Annotated in this window: 13 protein-coding genes; 3 read left to right on the top strand and 10 right to left on the bottom strand. The window is 70.3% G+C overall.

Annotated elements, in window-relative coordinates; genetic code table 11:
• The first annotated feature begins 80 nt into the window (after nt 1-80).
• Both ACVGV0_RS05440 and ACVGV0_RS05435 read left to right on the top strand, forming a co-directional pair.
• The gene (locus ACVGV0_RS05440) at nt 81-860 is read left to right on the top strand and encodes an enoyl-CoA hydratase-related protein (protein WP_459158756.1); all 780 of its coding nucleotides are present in this window, start codon (nt 81-83) and stop codon (nt 858-860) included.
• 161 nt (nt 861-1,021) lie between these two features.
• The gene (locus tag ACVGV0_RS05435; protein ID WP_459158755.1) at nt 1,022-1,207 is read left to right on the top strand and encodes a hypothetical protein; all 186 of its coding nucleotides are present in this window, start codon (nt 1,022-1,024) and stop codon (nt 1,205-1,207) included.
• Nucleotides 1,208-1,258: 51 nt separating this feature from the next.
• Here the strand turns inward: ACVGV0_RS05435 and ACVGV0_RS05430 are convergent, their stop codons facing one another.
• The 7 genes from ACVGV0_RS05430 to ACVGV0_RS05400 form a co-directional block, all read right to left on the bottom strand.
• Nucleotides 1,259-1,621, bottom strand: coding sequence for a barstar family protein (locus ACVGV0_RS05430; RefSeq protein ID WP_459158754.1), 363 nt, complete (start codon nt 1,619-1,621; stop codon nt 1,259-1,261).
• A 44-nt stretch (nt 1,622-1,665) separates the two neighbouring features.
• Complete coding sequence (locus ACVGV0_RS05425) at nt 1,666-1,914, bottom strand: hypothetical protein (protein WP_459158753.1); 249 nt, start codon at nt 1,912-1,914, stop codon at nt 1,666-1,668.
• On the bottom strand, nt 1,911-2,129 hold the full coding sequence (locus ACVGV0_RS05420; protein ID WP_459159932.1) for a hypothetical protein: 219 nt from the start codon (nt 2,127-2,129) through the stop codon (nt 1,911-1,913). Before ACVGV0_RS05420 ends, ACVGV0_RS05425 begins: the two co-directional genes overlap by 4 nt.
• Before the next feature lie 73 nt (nt 2,130-2,202).
• Nucleotides 2,203-3,090, bottom strand: coding sequence for a 3-hydroxyisobutyrate dehydrogenase (mmsB, locus tag ACVGV0_RS05415; RefSeq protein WP_459158752.1), 888 nt, complete (start codon nt 3,088-3,090; stop codon nt 2,203-2,205).
• Nucleotides 3,091-3,308: 218 nt separating this feature from the next.
• Nucleotides 3,309-4,340 (bottom strand): enoyl-CoA hydratase/isomerase family protein, encoded by a 1,032-nt coding sequence (locus ACVGV0_RS05410; protein ID WP_459158751.1) that lies wholly within the window; start codon nt 4,338-4,340, stop codon nt 3,309-3,311.
• Entirely contained in the window at nt 4,337-5,509 is a 1,173-nt protein-coding gene (locus tag ACVGV0_RS05405; RefSeq protein WP_459158750.1) for an acyl-CoA dehydrogenase family protein, read from the bottom strand. Before ACVGV0_RS05405 ends, ACVGV0_RS05410 begins: the two co-directional genes overlap by 4 nt.
• 544 nt (nt 5,510-6,053) lie before the next feature.
• Nucleotides 6,054-7,547 carry a CoA-acylating methylmalonate-semialdehyde dehydrogenase gene (locus ACVGV0_RS05400; protein ID WP_459158749.1) on the bottom strand — a complete coding sequence of 498 codons (1,494 nt, stop codon included), beginning with the start codon at nt 7,545-7,547 and terminating at the stop codon, nt 6,054-6,056.
• Between the two features lie 202 nt (nt 7,548-7,749).
• Here ACVGV0_RS05400 and ACVGV0_RS05395 point away from each other — a divergent pair, with 202 nt between their 5' ends.
• Nucleotides 7,750-8,796 (top strand): methyltransferase, encoded by a 1,047-nt coding sequence (locus ACVGV0_RS05395; protein WP_459158748.1) that lies wholly within the window; start codon nt 7,750-7,752, stop codon nt 8,794-8,796.
• A gap of 375 nt (nt 8,797-9,171) precedes the next feature.
• On the opposite strand, the gene ACVGV0_RS05390 is transcribed toward ACVGV0_RS05395, so the two are convergent.
• The 3 genes from ACVGV0_RS05390 to ACVGV0_RS05380 form a co-directional block, all read right to left on the bottom strand.
• Nucleotides 9,172-10,191, bottom strand: a complete 1,020-nt coding sequence (locus ACVGV0_RS05390) for a glycoside hydrolase family 5 protein (protein ID WP_459158747.1) — start codon at nt 10,189-10,191, stop codon at nt 9,172-9,174.
• Between the two features lie 215 nt (nt 10,192-10,406).
• Entirely contained in the window at nt 10,407-11,720 is a 1,314-nt protein-coding gene (locus tag ACVGV0_RS05385; RefSeq protein WP_459158746.1) for an MFS transporter, read from the bottom strand.
• 618 nt (nt 11,721-12,338) lie between these two features.
• Nucleotides 12,339-13,364, bottom strand: a complete 1,026-nt coding sequence (locus tag ACVGV0_RS05380) for a LacI family DNA-binding transcriptional regulator (protein WP_459158745.1) — start codon at nt 13,362-13,364, stop codon at nt 12,339-12,341.
• Between the last annotated feature and the right edge of the window lie 58 nt (nt 13,365-13,422).

The following is a 13,422-nucleotide window of genomic DNA, read 5'->3' as shown; positions in this document are numbered from 1 at the left end:
CCTGCATCGCGTCCGGAGGAGTCCGGCGATCGTGGCCGCAACGGTTGGACGCGCCTGCGCGAGCCGCTAACGTGCCGCGCATGGCAGAAGAACTCGTGCACCGCGCCGACTCCGGCGGCACCGCGACGATCACGCTGGACTCCCCGCACAACCGCAACGCCCTGTCCGCGCAGCTGCGGCGCGAGCTGCACGGGCACGTGGCGGACGCGTTCGCCGACGAGAGCGTCCGGGTGCTCGTGCTGGACCACACCGGTCCGGTCTTCTGCGCCGGGATGGACCTGAAGGAGTCGCAGTCCGCCTCCGCCGACGACCAGGGCGTGCGGGCGTTTCCGGCGCTGCTGGAGCAGCTGTGGACGAGCCCGAAGCCGGTGATCGCGAAGCTGGCCGGACCGGCCCGCGCGGGCGGTGTGGGACTCGTCGCGGCGGCGGACATCGCCGTGGCCGCCGACGAGGCGACGTTCGCGTTCTCCGAGGTGCGCATCGGGGTGGTGCCGGCTGTCATCTCGATGACCGTGCTGCCCAGGCTCGCGCCGCGGCAGGCGCACGAGCTGTTCCTCACCGGGGAGCGCTTCGACGCGCGCCGGGCGGTGGAGGTCGGCCTGCTCAACAGCGCCGTGCCCGCCGGGGAGCTGGACGCCGAGGTGCGGCGCTACGCCGGGATGCTCGCCCGCGGCGCCCCCGGCGCGCTGGCGGCGGTGAAGCGGCTGCTGCTCGACCCGCCGTCGGCGACGGCGGACCGGGAAGCCTCCTACGAGAAGCTGCTGGCGCTGTCGGCCGAGCACTTCGCCGGTGAGGAGGGCCAGGAGGGGATGCGCGCGTTCGCGGAGAAGCGCGACCCGTCCTGGGTCCCCGGTGACTGAAACACCCGGTCGCGCCTCATGCCTGCGGGCACCGCGGGAACGCATCACTGGGCTGGTGCAGATCAGTGATGCGTGCTGCGCGGTGTGCCTGCTGACCCAACTGCGCGGCGCGAGACCCCCGCGCGCTCACCGAGGCGGACGTCCGGCTCGTCGACAGGCTCATGGACCGGAGCAGTTTCCAGCGCTGGGCGCTGGAATCGCTGGCCGAGGTGGAGCCGGGTTCGTCGAAGTCGGCTGTGCTGCGCGCGGCCTCCGAGGAGGCCGAGCGACCCGCAGCCACGCCGGCGCACCGAGCATCATCCCGGGGTCGCGCCGACGCGGCCCTGCGCGCCGCCCTGACCCTGTGAACAGCAGAAACAAGGTGAACAGCAGAAACAACCCGCCGGGCTGCGCCCCGCCTACTCGCTGGCGAGCACGGGCTGGAAGCGGCGCCCGCACATCGAGTTCTCCGCGGCGTCGCGCAGCACGTCGAGGATGCGCTCGTAGGCGCGCGGGTCGTGCTCGGCCAGCGCCTGGTGCCCGGACCAGACGAGCACGTGCTCACCCTCCGGCAGCCAGGACAGGTCGGTGAGGCAGTCGTAGAGGGCGTCGAGGTTGCGGCCCGCCCACTCGGGGAAGTTCAGCACGGCCGCGATGCCGTCGAGCGTCGTCCGCTTGCTCGTCAAGTCCGCCCCGTCCAGGACGTGGACCTCGGCGCCGCGGCGCTCCGCCTCCTCCACGGCCCGGTGGGCCTCCACGCGGGGCAGCTGCACCTCGCTCACCCCCGTCCTCCCAGCACGCACCCGTGCTCGCTTCAGCACCTTCATCAGCATCCACCGTCGGCGTCGGCACCCGCGCCCCGCGCACCGCGGGCCGCCCCGGCGTGTCCGCGGTGCTCACGAGCGCCGGTGAACTCCGATGGCACTTCGTGCAACGTCCGGTCCGCGCGGACGGATTCCGCCGCGCCGAGCGCGTCGTGCCCGGCCGATCCGTTCCCGCCGCTGACGAACCATCCGACCACGACGAGGAGGATCAGCGCGACCAACGCGAGGGTGATCCGTTTCCGCGGGCTCACGTCGAGGTTCCCCCCGCGTTCCGGCGCGCCGAGCGGCCTCCGGCGCGCAGCCGGGACCACCGGTCTTCGACCAGGTCGGCGACCCGGTCCACCACGCGCGTGGCCGCCCAGCACAGCGGGAGGAGAACGCCCACGACGAGGACGACCTGCACCGGGTAGGGAAGCTGCACGAGCCACAGCTCGATCGCGTCCCACCAGTCGAGGAGCCATGCCATCACGAGCGGACAGCGTACGCCGGTGCCCGGTGATCGCCCCGCCGGGGATTGCGCCGTTCGCGGGAGCGCGTCGTCACTGCTCGGAGCGCTCGCGGATCCACTTGATGATGGCGCCGAAGTCCTGGTCGCCCCCGCCGGTGTCGTTGAACCGCTCGTACAGGTCGAGGGCGAGCTGCCCGATCTCCGCTTCGGTACCGCTCTGCGCGGCGGCGGACTTCGCCAGCTTCAGGTCCTTGGCCATCAGCGAGGCGGCGAATCCCGGTTCGTAGTCGTGCTCGGCGCGGCTGGTGGAGACCATGCCCGGTTCGGGGCAGTTCGTGGTCAGCGCCCAGCACTGGCCGGTGGAGACCGACGCCACGTCGTAGAGCGCCCGCGGCGGCAGGCCGAGCCGCTCGCCCAGCACGAACGCCTCGCTCACGGCGATCATCGACGCGCCGAGGATGAGGTTGTTGCACATCTTCACGACCTGGCCGTTGCCGGACCCGCCGCAGTGGATGAGCTTGCGCGCGATCGGCTGCAGCAGCTGCTCGGCGCGGTGGAAGTCGCTCTCGGAGCCGCCGACCATGAACGTCAGCGTGCCCGCCTCCGCGCCCGCCGTGCCGCCGGACACCGGCGCGTCGAGCGCGCCGAAGCCGGCCTGCTCGGCCCACTCGTGGGTCTGGCGCGCTTCGGCGACGTCGACGGTGGAGGAGTCGACGAGCAGCGTGCCCGGCTGCGCCGCGGCGAGGATCTCCGGGTAGCAGGCGTGCACCTGCTTGCCGCCCGGCAGCATGGTGATCACCGCGTCGGCGCCGGTCGCGGCGGCGGTGACCGAGTCGGCCGGTGTGACGCCGTTCGCCCGGGCCGCCTCCAGGACCTGCGGGTCCAGGTCGAAGCCCTGCACCGCGTTGCCGGCCCCGACGAGGTTGGCCGCCATGGGACCGCCCATGTGGCCCAGTCCGATGAAACCGATGACTGCCATAGTCTCCGTCCCCTTTCGAGTGGTGGGTTGTCGCGGACCGGGCGGGCCGGCCGCCGGGAGGCGGCGGAGCCGGGCGTGGGGAGTCCGCGGATTGGCCGGCGTGCGGGTCGGGGGAACCCCCGGTGGTTCGGTCTGCGTACGTGGAGGAGGAAGCGGCTGCGCCGCTTGCCCGCCGGACCGGTGCGGCCGAGCGAACATCCGCCAATCCGCGGATTCCCTTACAGTTCGAGCTCCCCGTCCGGGTCGGGCTCGAAGAACGACGCGATCCGGTCCTCGCCGACCTCGGCCAGCGCGGGCGGGTTCCACTTCGGGTCGCGGTCCTTGTCCACGAGGGTCGCGCGCACGCCCTCGACGAACTCGCCGCTGCGCACGGCCGACATCGCCACCCGGTACTCCTGGCGCAGGGCCTCCTCGAGCGAGCCGTACCGCTGGCGCACCGCGCGCAGGGTCACGCTGAGGCTGGTGGGCGACTTCTCGGCGATGGCCGCGGCGGCCTCGGCGGCGCGCTGCTCCGGCCGCGCGTGCAGGCGCTCGAGGATCTCGGGCACGGTCGGTGCCGCGTAGGCCTCGTCGATCCACTCCCGGTCGGCCTCGGCCTGCGCAGCCGGCGGTTGCTCGGCGAACTTGCGCAGCGCCTCATCGGCGGGGGCCTCGGCCAGCGCGTCGGCGAGCTCCGGCAGCGCCGAGCGCGGTACGTGGTGGTCGGCGAAGCCGGCGTGGATCGCGTCCGCACCGCTGAACGGCGCCCCGGTGAGCCCGAAGTGCTCCCCCAGGTGCCCCGGGGTGCGCGAGAGCAGGTAGGTCCCGCCGACGTCGGGGACGAAGCCGATCCCGACTTCCGGCATGCCCACCTTGGAGCGCTCGGTGACCACCCGGTGCGAACCGTGCGCGGTGATGCCGACGCCGCCGCCCATGCAGATGCCGTCCATGAACCCGACGACCGGCTTCGGGTAGTTCCCGATCAGCGCGTTCATCCGGTACTCCTCGGCCCAGAAGGTCGCGGCGGCGCTGTAGTCGCCGTCGCGGGCCGCGTCGTGGATGGCGCGCACGTCGCCCCCGGCGCACAGGCCCTTCTCCCCGGCGCCGTCGATGAGCACCGTGCGGATGTGGTCGGCGGACTGCCACCGGCGCAGGGCGGCGGCGATCTCGCGCACCATGTTCAGCGTGAGCGAGTTGATCGCCTTCGGCCGGTTCAGCGTGATCCGCCCCAGGCCGCCCTGCTCGGCGAGCACGATCTCCTGCTCGCTCATGAGACGTTCTCCAGCAGGTCGCGGGCGATGATGAGTCGCATGATCTCGTTGGTCCCTTCCAGGATCTGGTGCACTCGCAGGTCGCGGACGAGTTTCTCCACGCCGTACTCGGCAAGGTATCCGTATCCACCGTGGATCTGAAGGGCCTCGTTGGCCACGGCGAATCCCGCGTCCGTGGCGAAGCGCTTGGCCATCGCGCACCAGCGGGTCGACCTCGGGTCGCCCGCGTCGAGGGCGCTGGCGGCGCGCCACAGCATCAGCCGCGCCGCTTCGAGGTCGGTGGCCATGTCGGCCAGCTTGAAGCGCAGCGCTTGGAACTCGGCCAGGTGCGAGCCGAAAGCAGTGCGCTGCCCGGCGTATTCGAGGCTGCGGCGCAGCGCGCTGTCCGCGCCGCCGACCGAGCAGGAGGAGATGCCCAGCCTGCCCGCGTCGAGCCCGGCCATGGCGATCTTGAAGCCCTCGCCCTCCGCGCCGAGCAGGCGTTCGGCCGGCACGCGGACGCCGTCGAGGACGACCTGGCACGTCGGCTGGGCGTGCCAGCCCATCTTCGCCTCGTTCGGGCCGAACGACAGCCCGGGCGCGTCGCCGTCGACGAGGAACGCGGAGATCCCGCCCGCGCCCGGGTCGCCGGTGCGGGCCATGACCAGGTACAGCTCGGCGGACCCGCTGCCGGAGATGAACTGCTTGACCCCGGTGAGCACGTACTCGTCGCCCTCGCGCACGGCGCGCGTGCTCAGCGCGGCCGCGTCGGACCCCGCGCCCGGTTCGGTCAGGCAGTAGCTGGCGAGCCGCCGCAGGGAGCACAGCTCGGGCAGCCACTCCTGCCGCTGCTGCGCGGTGCCGAACCGGTCGACCACCCCGGCGACCATGTTGTGGATGGACAGGTACGCGGTGACGCAGGGATCGCCGGTGGCCAGCGCCTCGTAGATGACGACCGAGTCGAAGCGGCTCAGCCCGCTGCCGCCGACGTCCTCGGCCACGCAGATCCCGCCCATCCCGAGCGGGCCGGCCGAGCGCAGCGTGTCCACCGGGAAGGTCGTGCTCTGGTCCCACTCCAGGGCGTGCGGGGCGAGCCGTTCGTCGGCGAACTCCTGCGCCGTGTCGCGCAGGGCGCGCTGGTCCGCCGACAGGTCGAAGCGGGAGGTCGGTTCTGCGGTCGGAGCGGACACGGCTCCTCCTTTCGTGGTCATCTCGCCGGTCTGGTCAGACCTGGCGGGAACCGCGCGGCTCCGGGTGCGGTCCGCGTCGGCTCCGGCCGGGCCGGACGGCCCGGCCACCCGCATCCGGCGGATCACCGCCGCGGTGCGGGGTGCTGGAGTTGCCAGCAGCTCTCACTGGTTCCTCGAGGGTCTGCACCCGAGCGGTGCAGAACCGAACGTCCGCTCCAGCCGGTCCTGAGGTTCGGAGCGGTCGGGCTGTTCGGGCGAACAAGCCGAAGGCCGAACGCGAGCAGTGCGAACTGCGCGGGTCACCGCTCGGTGCGGAGCTCCCAACCACCCGGCCCGACGCACCACAACGCAACCGGGGCCTGGATTCAGGTGCAGCTCCTGATGCCTCGCAACCGCACCCACCGCGGGTTCTCCCGTGCTCCTCTCGCGAGGAAAGCGAGACGTTGTGTAGGTCGCTACTCGATGTCGAAGCTCCCGGAGCGAGAGGAGTGCGAGAGTTCCGCTACTGAAGCTACTGCGCAGCGAAAGTCATCACCCATCATCACTACGTCGGGATGGTGAAGCTGGCCCCGTCCTTGATCCCCGACGGCCACCGCTGGGTGACGGTCTTGGTCCGCGTGTAGAAGCGGACGGAGTCGGTACCGTGCTGGTTGAGGTCGCCGAAGCCGGAGCGCTTCCAGCCGCCGAAGCCGTGGTAGGCGATGGGCACCGGGATGGGGACGTTGACGCCGACCATGCCGGTGTCGACGCGGGTGGTGAAGTCGCGTGCGGCATCGCCGTCGCGGGTGAAGATCGCCACGCCGTTGCCGTACTCGTTCTCGCTGGGCAGGCGGGCCGCTTCGGCGTAGTCGCGGGCGCGGACGACCGAGAGCACGGGGCCGAAGATCTCCTCGTGGTAGATCCGCATCTCCGGGGTGACGCGGTCGAACAGGGTCGGGCCGAGGAAGAAGCCGCTCTCGTGGCCGGCCACCGTCTGCCCGCGCCCGTCGACGAGGAGTTCGGCGCCCTCCCGCTCGCCGACGCCGATGAGGTCGGTGACGCGGTCGCGCGCCTGCGGGGTGATCAGCGGGCCGAAGTCGGCGCTCTCGTCGAAGCTGGTGCCGACCCGCAGGTCGCGGACGCGTTCGGTGAGGCGTTCGACGAGGGTGTCGGCGGTGCGCTCCCCGACGGGGACGGCCACGGACACGGCCATGCAGCGCTCCCCTGCGGAGCCGTAGCCGGCGCCGACGAGGGCGTCGACGGCCTGGTCCATGTCGGCGTCGGGCATGACGACGAGGTGGTTCTTCGCCCCGCCGAAGCACTGGGCGCGCTTGCCGTGGGCGGCGGCGGTCGCGTAGACGTGCTGGGCGATCGGCGTGGATCCGACGAAGCCGACGGCTTCGACGGTGTCGTCGGTGAGCAGCGCGTCGACGGCGGTGGCGTCGCCGTGCACGACGTTGCACACCCCCGGTGGCAGGCCGGCTTCGACGAGGAGCTCGGCCAGCCGCACCGGCACGGAGGGGTCGCGCTCGGAGGGCTTGAGGACGAAGGAGTTGCCGCAGGCGATGGCGGGTCCCATCTTCCACAGCGGGATCATCGCGGGGAAGTTGAACGGGGTGATGCCGGCGACGACGCCGAGCGGCTGCCGCATCGAGTAGACGTCGATGCCGGTGCCGACGCCGTCGCTGTACTCGCCCTTGAGCAGGTGCGGGATGCCGGTGGCGAACTCGACGACCTCGAGGCCGCGCTGGATGTCGCCGTGGGCGTCGGGGACGGTCTTGCCGTGCTCGGAGGAGAGCAGCCGGGCCAGTTCGTCCTTCTCCTCCTCGACGAGCCGGAGGAAGCGCATCAGCACGCGGGCGCGCTGCTGCGGGTTGTACTTCGCCCACTCCTGCTGCGCCGCGGCCGCGTCGCGCACGGCGGAGCGGACCTCGTCCGCCGTCGCGAACGGGACGCGGGCCTGCACGGCTCCGGTGTTCGGGTCGAACACCTCGCCCGCGGATCCGGACCGCCCCGCGACCCGCTTGCCGCCGATGAAGTGCTCCAGTTCACGGCTCATGCGCCACCACCGATCCCACGCGATTACTCAAACTTCAAACCATCGGTCTTCCAATATTTCTGGCGGGAGGCGCGAACGCAAGAGCGCGCACCGAACTCGCCCGGAACGAGCAGCACCCGGTCGGGCCACCCCGCCTCGTGCGTGCGCACTCGTCCGCACGCACGCCCGCGCTGATCGCCCGCAGCACGCTTACCCTGCCCGCATGGCACGCGATCCGCAGGACATCCGGGCGATGGCCGACATCATCACGCCGTTCGCCATCCGCACGATCGCGACGCTCGGTGTCCCGGACGTCGTGCGGGACGGCCCGGTGCCGCTGGAGTCGATCGCGCGGCAGTGCCGCGCGCTGCCCGACCCGCTGGGGCGCGTGCTCCGCTACCTCGTGCACCACGGGATGTTCACCGAACCGGAGCCGGACGTCTTCGGCCCGAACGAGACCTCGCACGCGCTGCGCAGCGACCGGCCGGGCAGCCAGCGCGCGTGGCTGGACATGGACGGCGCCGTGGGACGCGCGGACCTCGCCTTCGTCGAGCTGCTCACCCACGTGCGCGGGCAGGAAACGGCCTACACGGCGGTGTTCGGGCGCGGGTTCTGGCAGGAGCTCGCCGACGACGAGCAGCTGTCGGACTCCTTCGACGCCCTCATGGAGAGCAAGACGCACGGGCTGGCGCCGCTGGTGGCGCAGGCCCGCTCGTGGGACGCGTTCAGCAGCATCGCCGACATCGGCGGCGGCAAGGGCCTGCTGCTGGCCGAGATCCTCGCCGAACACCCGGACGTGTCCGGGGTCCTGGTGGAGCTGCCCGGACCGAGCGGCAACGCGGCGGACTACCTGCGGCAGCGCGACGTGGCCGGGCGGGTGGAGATCGTCACCGCCGACTTCCTCGAACCGCTGCCCCGCACGGCGCACGCCCTGCTGCTGTGCGACGTGCTGGGCGACTGGGACGACGCGGAGGCGACCCGGCTCCTGCGCAACTGCGCCGCGGCCGCCGAGGAGGGCGGCCGCGTGTTCGTCGTGGAGGTGCTGCCCGAGCACGACATCGCCGAGCACCCGAGCGCGGCCGACGCGACCACGATGGACGTGTTCACCGAGCTCGACCTGCGCATGATGGTCTACGTGGGCGGGCGGATGCGGGACCTCGCGGCCGTGCGCGGCCTCGCCGACGCCGCGGGGCTCGACCTGGTCGGGGTCACCACGCTGGACAACGGCTACGCGCTCATCGAGTGCCTGCCGCGCGAGCAGCCCGACTGAGGCAGGTGGCTCCTGGCGGCGCTCCGCGGCGGCGGGACATCACGGTACCCCTACCGCGGCGCTCGCGGCCCCCGTTCCGCTTCCGCACCGGAATGTCCGCGTTCCGGCACGGACACGTGTGACGGCCCGGTTCGGCCCCCGTCGTCACAGGCGGTGCAGACCGACGAGGCCGCGTTCCAGCAGCTCGATGCCGAACGGCATCGCGGGGTGCTGTCATGCGGCGATGCGTGCCGCGGACGCTCCCACCAGCGCACCGAACGCGAACGCTTCGACGCACTCCGCAGGTGGTGGGCGCCGGGCGTTCGTCCCCGGCGCCCACCACGGGCAAGAGGGTGCGGAGCGGGTTCCGCGGACTCCACTCCGCACCCGTGCCGATCAGGAGAAGGTGGACGCCTTCTTCGCGGTCTCCTTGATCCCGCCGGGACCGTTGAAGATCCGGTCGCCCCACTCGGTCAGCTGGGCCGGGTCGAAGTCCTGGACCATGTCCAGGTACTCCACGCCGCCGGTGTTGCCGCTCCACGACCACCCGAGGTAGCCGAGCCCGAGGGAGTTCGTCGCCTCGATGATCGCATCCTCGTCCGGGTTGCCGTCGGAGTGCTGGTGCCCGAATTCACCGACCATGATCGGCAACCCGGCATCGACGAACGAGTTCAGGTAGTTGTTGATCTTCTCCGGCGTTTCGTAGACGCCGTACATGTGCACGGAGAACATCGTGTTGCTCGCTGGGTCGCTTTCCAACACCTCAGCGGCGTTGTCCCGCATGGTGGAGGTGTGGTCCTGGCCCCAGTTCGGCGCGTCGGCCACGATGGTGTGCTCGTAACCGGCCTCCCGGAGGGCGTTGATCGCGTTCGAGGTGTCCGTCGCCCACGATTCGTAGCCCTCGTTGCCGAACGGCTCGTTGCCGATGTTCACCAACACGTCGTCCTCGTGCCCGGCCAGCGCTTCCTGGATACCGGTCCAGTACTCGACCGCCTCCGACATCGGGACGGCCGCGTCGTCCTCTCCGTAGCCGGTGGTGTCATGGACTTCCAGCACGCAGACCAGCTGGTTCTCCTCGCACGACTGGACGATCTGAGCGACTTCCTCCTGCGGGGTTTCCCGGAAGGCGTCACCGGTGCCCAGCGCCACGCGCACCGTGTTCGCTCCCATCTCGCTGATGTCCGCGAGCGAACCGAGCTGTTCGGGGTACCACGCGTGCGCGTGGTTGACACCGCGCATGACGAACTCGTTGCCGTTGGCGTCCAGCAACTTCCCGTTCTCCACGTGCATGCCGGCTGCCTCCGGGGCCGCAGCGGTCCCGGACGACCCGGCTGCGGTCGACGGGACCGCGCCGACGAAGGACGCGGTGACCACGGCAACTGCCGTGGATAACGCGACGCTCAATTTCCTGTTCATCAGTTTCCTTCCAACGCGCGAACGGTGATTCGCGTTCCTGATGGGACGATGAAATCCACAGTGTTCATCCTGCGGATGTTGCGCACACCTCCTTTTCCTGCTTGCGCCCGGGCCGCCGGGCACGAGCGGCTCCGCCGCGGATACCTCCCTGAACGGGGCCGCGGGATTCGAACGGGACGTCGGCGGAACCGGCCAGCTGGCTGACCGCCGTTCGGCTAGGGAGAGCTGCGGATGAATCGGATGATGATGGCGGCCATCGCGGCGAAACCAGCGGCACCGAGGTACAGCGCGGCGTAGTTCTCGCCCCCGCCGATCGCCAGCAGGAACGGCGCCATCATCGGCCCCGTCGTCTGCGGGAGGGAGTTGGCGATGTTGAACACGCCCATCCCCTTGGCGGCCTCGGACTCACCGTCGGGAAGGACGTTCGCCATCAACGCGTAGTCCACACCGGCGTAGGCGCCCGCTCCGAGGCCGGCGATCCCGACGCCGACGGCGAATCCCCAGAGCGAGAAGGAACCGGCGAGCACTGTCATCCCGATGCCGAAGACGAACGCCGCACCACCGACGAAAATCCTCCTCCGGCCTATCCGGTCAGACCACCAGCCGCAGATCACACTACCGATGATCGTCCCGGTCGCGTTGATGATCATCGACCAGGCCACGATTCCGGCGGCCTCGGCGTCCGTGTATCCCAGCCGGTCGATCAGGAAGTACACCTTGTACGTGGTCAGCAGGGCTGTCGCCGTGTACATCAAGAACCGGCTGAGAAAGGCCCAACCGAAATCGGCGTGCTTGATGGGGTTGATCCAGAAGCTGTAGAAGAGGTCCGTCCAGGACTTGGCTGGCAGCTCTTCCCGCGACTTCGGCACTTCCCGCAGGAAGAGGACGAAGATCAACACCAGGACGATCGAGACCGCCGCGGGGACGAGGAACATGGCCAGGCCGGCCGTACCGGTGAAAACGACGAGATAGCTCCCGATCGTGTTCGCCACCTGGTTGGTGATGCCCATCAGGCCGGAAGTGGTGCCGCGGCGGTCCTCAGGGATGCGCTCGGGGAGCAAGGAGATCATCGCCGCCAGCGCGGCGTTGAAACAAATCTGGGTCAGGCTCCACCCGATGACTACGACGAGGATGTTCGGCGCCAGTCCGACGATCACGAGCGAGGCGATGCCGAACGCGGTTCCGCCGAGTATGTAGGGGCGTCGCTGACCCCACCGGGACGTGGACAGATCGCTGAAATGCCCGAAGACCGGATTGGCGATGAGCGCGAACACAGCGCCGGTTCCCGTGACCACTGCCAGCGAACTGGCCTTGCCCTCGGGGTCGAGCGCGGCAACGCGCAACGCCAGAGTGATCGACGACGGGGTCAGCAAAGCGACCCACAATCCGATCATGGCGATGATGTAGAGGGCGACGAAACCGGTTCCCACTCGCTGCCCGGTCAGCCGGGCCATCCGTTCGGGCTGGGTTTCTGACATGGCCGAGGCCGGATCGGTCCCCGACGGTTGCGCTGGAGGCGTCGTGGTCACTTCGGATCCTTGTCAACGGGTTCGATCAGCAGTCAATGCCAGCGGCAGGTGCGCAACGCTCATGACGCTTCCGAGTGGACGTGCTGCGCGCCGGCGGCCTTCGGAACGCCGTGCAGCGATGAGATTTCGCTGCGGAAGCGCTCCGGTTCGGACTTCACTGCCCCTCCCCTCGAGCAGTAGTACTTACTCGGTTTTTCTTCTTCCGCTCAAGAGAGAGCACTTACTTCACGTGCGCACAACCTTGGCGGATCGCCCCCGGAGGAGTGGATGCAGTAGATCACTGAAGCGCTTAAGTGTCAAGGGTCACGTCCCCCTGCGAACTGCTCGCACGCCTGGTGGTTCCCGAAAGTCCTGCGCGCCCGAGTGCGCCTCGCGGAGCACGTGCACGCGCGAACGCCGCTTCGGAGCCGTTCGTCGAGCAGCCGCGACGCAGACGCGGCCTGGTGGGCGCGACGCGCAGCTGGGACCGTCGCAGCGAACCGCGCCTACTCGGCGGTGGGGAGCGCGGTCGGTGGATGCAGCGGTAGTGGCGAGGACGCCCGTGCGGTGCAGCCGCGTAGGGTTCGCGGGCCCCGGCGCGTCGGTGAGATCAGCGCGAGAACAGCAGGAGTCGCCAGGTCACCGGTGAGATGCGGGACCCGTCGTCGACCTCGGTACCAGTTCTGGATCTGAGGTCTTCACTTCCCCGGCCGTACCGCCAGCAATGCTCTCCAGCAACAGGTTCACCGCCGCGGCCCCGCGCTCGAGGATCGGTCGGCTGATCGCCGACAGCGCGGGCCTGACCAGCTTGCACAACGCCGAATCGTCCCAGGCGACAACGGACAGCTCCGCGGGCACCGCGATTCCCAGTTCCTGGGCCACGCCCAGTGCCGAAACCGCCATCACGTCGTTGTCGAACACCAGGGCGGTCGGTCGACTACTGCCGGTCAGCACACGCCTGGTCACCCGTGCGGCAGCCTCGTCGGAGTAGTCCGCAGACACGATGCGGGCTTCCTCCAGCCCCAGCTGTCCGGCCACGGACGTGAACGCCTCCGAGCGCACTTGCGTGTGCACGAACTCTTCCGGTCCCGCTACTCGCACGATTCTCCGATGGCCGAGCGCGACGAGGTACTCCAGCACCTCCACGATCGCCACGTGGTCATCGGTCCACACGCAGGGCAGCCCGCCCCCGGAGGAAGGCTCCCCCATGGCCACCGCGGGCATGCCGAGCTCGCGCACGAGGGAAACGCGAGGATCGTTCCTGCGCAGGTCCACCATGAGCACCCCGTCGACCCTGCCTTCGGCCCACCAGCGTCGATACGCGCTCAGTTCGGCATCGCTGTTGTCGGTTACTTGCAGCAGCAGCGCGGTCGGCCCGTCAGCGAGCGCATCCTGGATTCCGGAGATCAATTGCATGAAGTAGGGTTCGATCCCCAGCTCCCGCGCTGGCCGGTCCACCACCATCCCGATGGCATTCGCTCGGCCACCGGTCAACGAGCGCGCGGCGCTGCTGGGAGCCCATCCGAGCCGCTCGGCGATCTCCAAGACCCGTTTGCGGGTCGGGTCCGAGACACCCGGGCGGTTGTTCAGCGCATACGACGCAGCGCCCGTCGACACACCGGCCGCCCGCGCGATGTCCGCAATCGTCGGACGCTTGCCTGCCATCAACAACTTCCCGATCGCTGAAACGTTTCCGACTCCCAGGTTAAGGGGTGGAGCCTTC

The organism is Salinifilum ghardaiensis, from assembly GCF_054491345.1.
The sequence above is the reverse complement of the archived record's forward strand: the minus strand, read 5'-3'. Positions and strand labels throughout refer to the sequence as shown.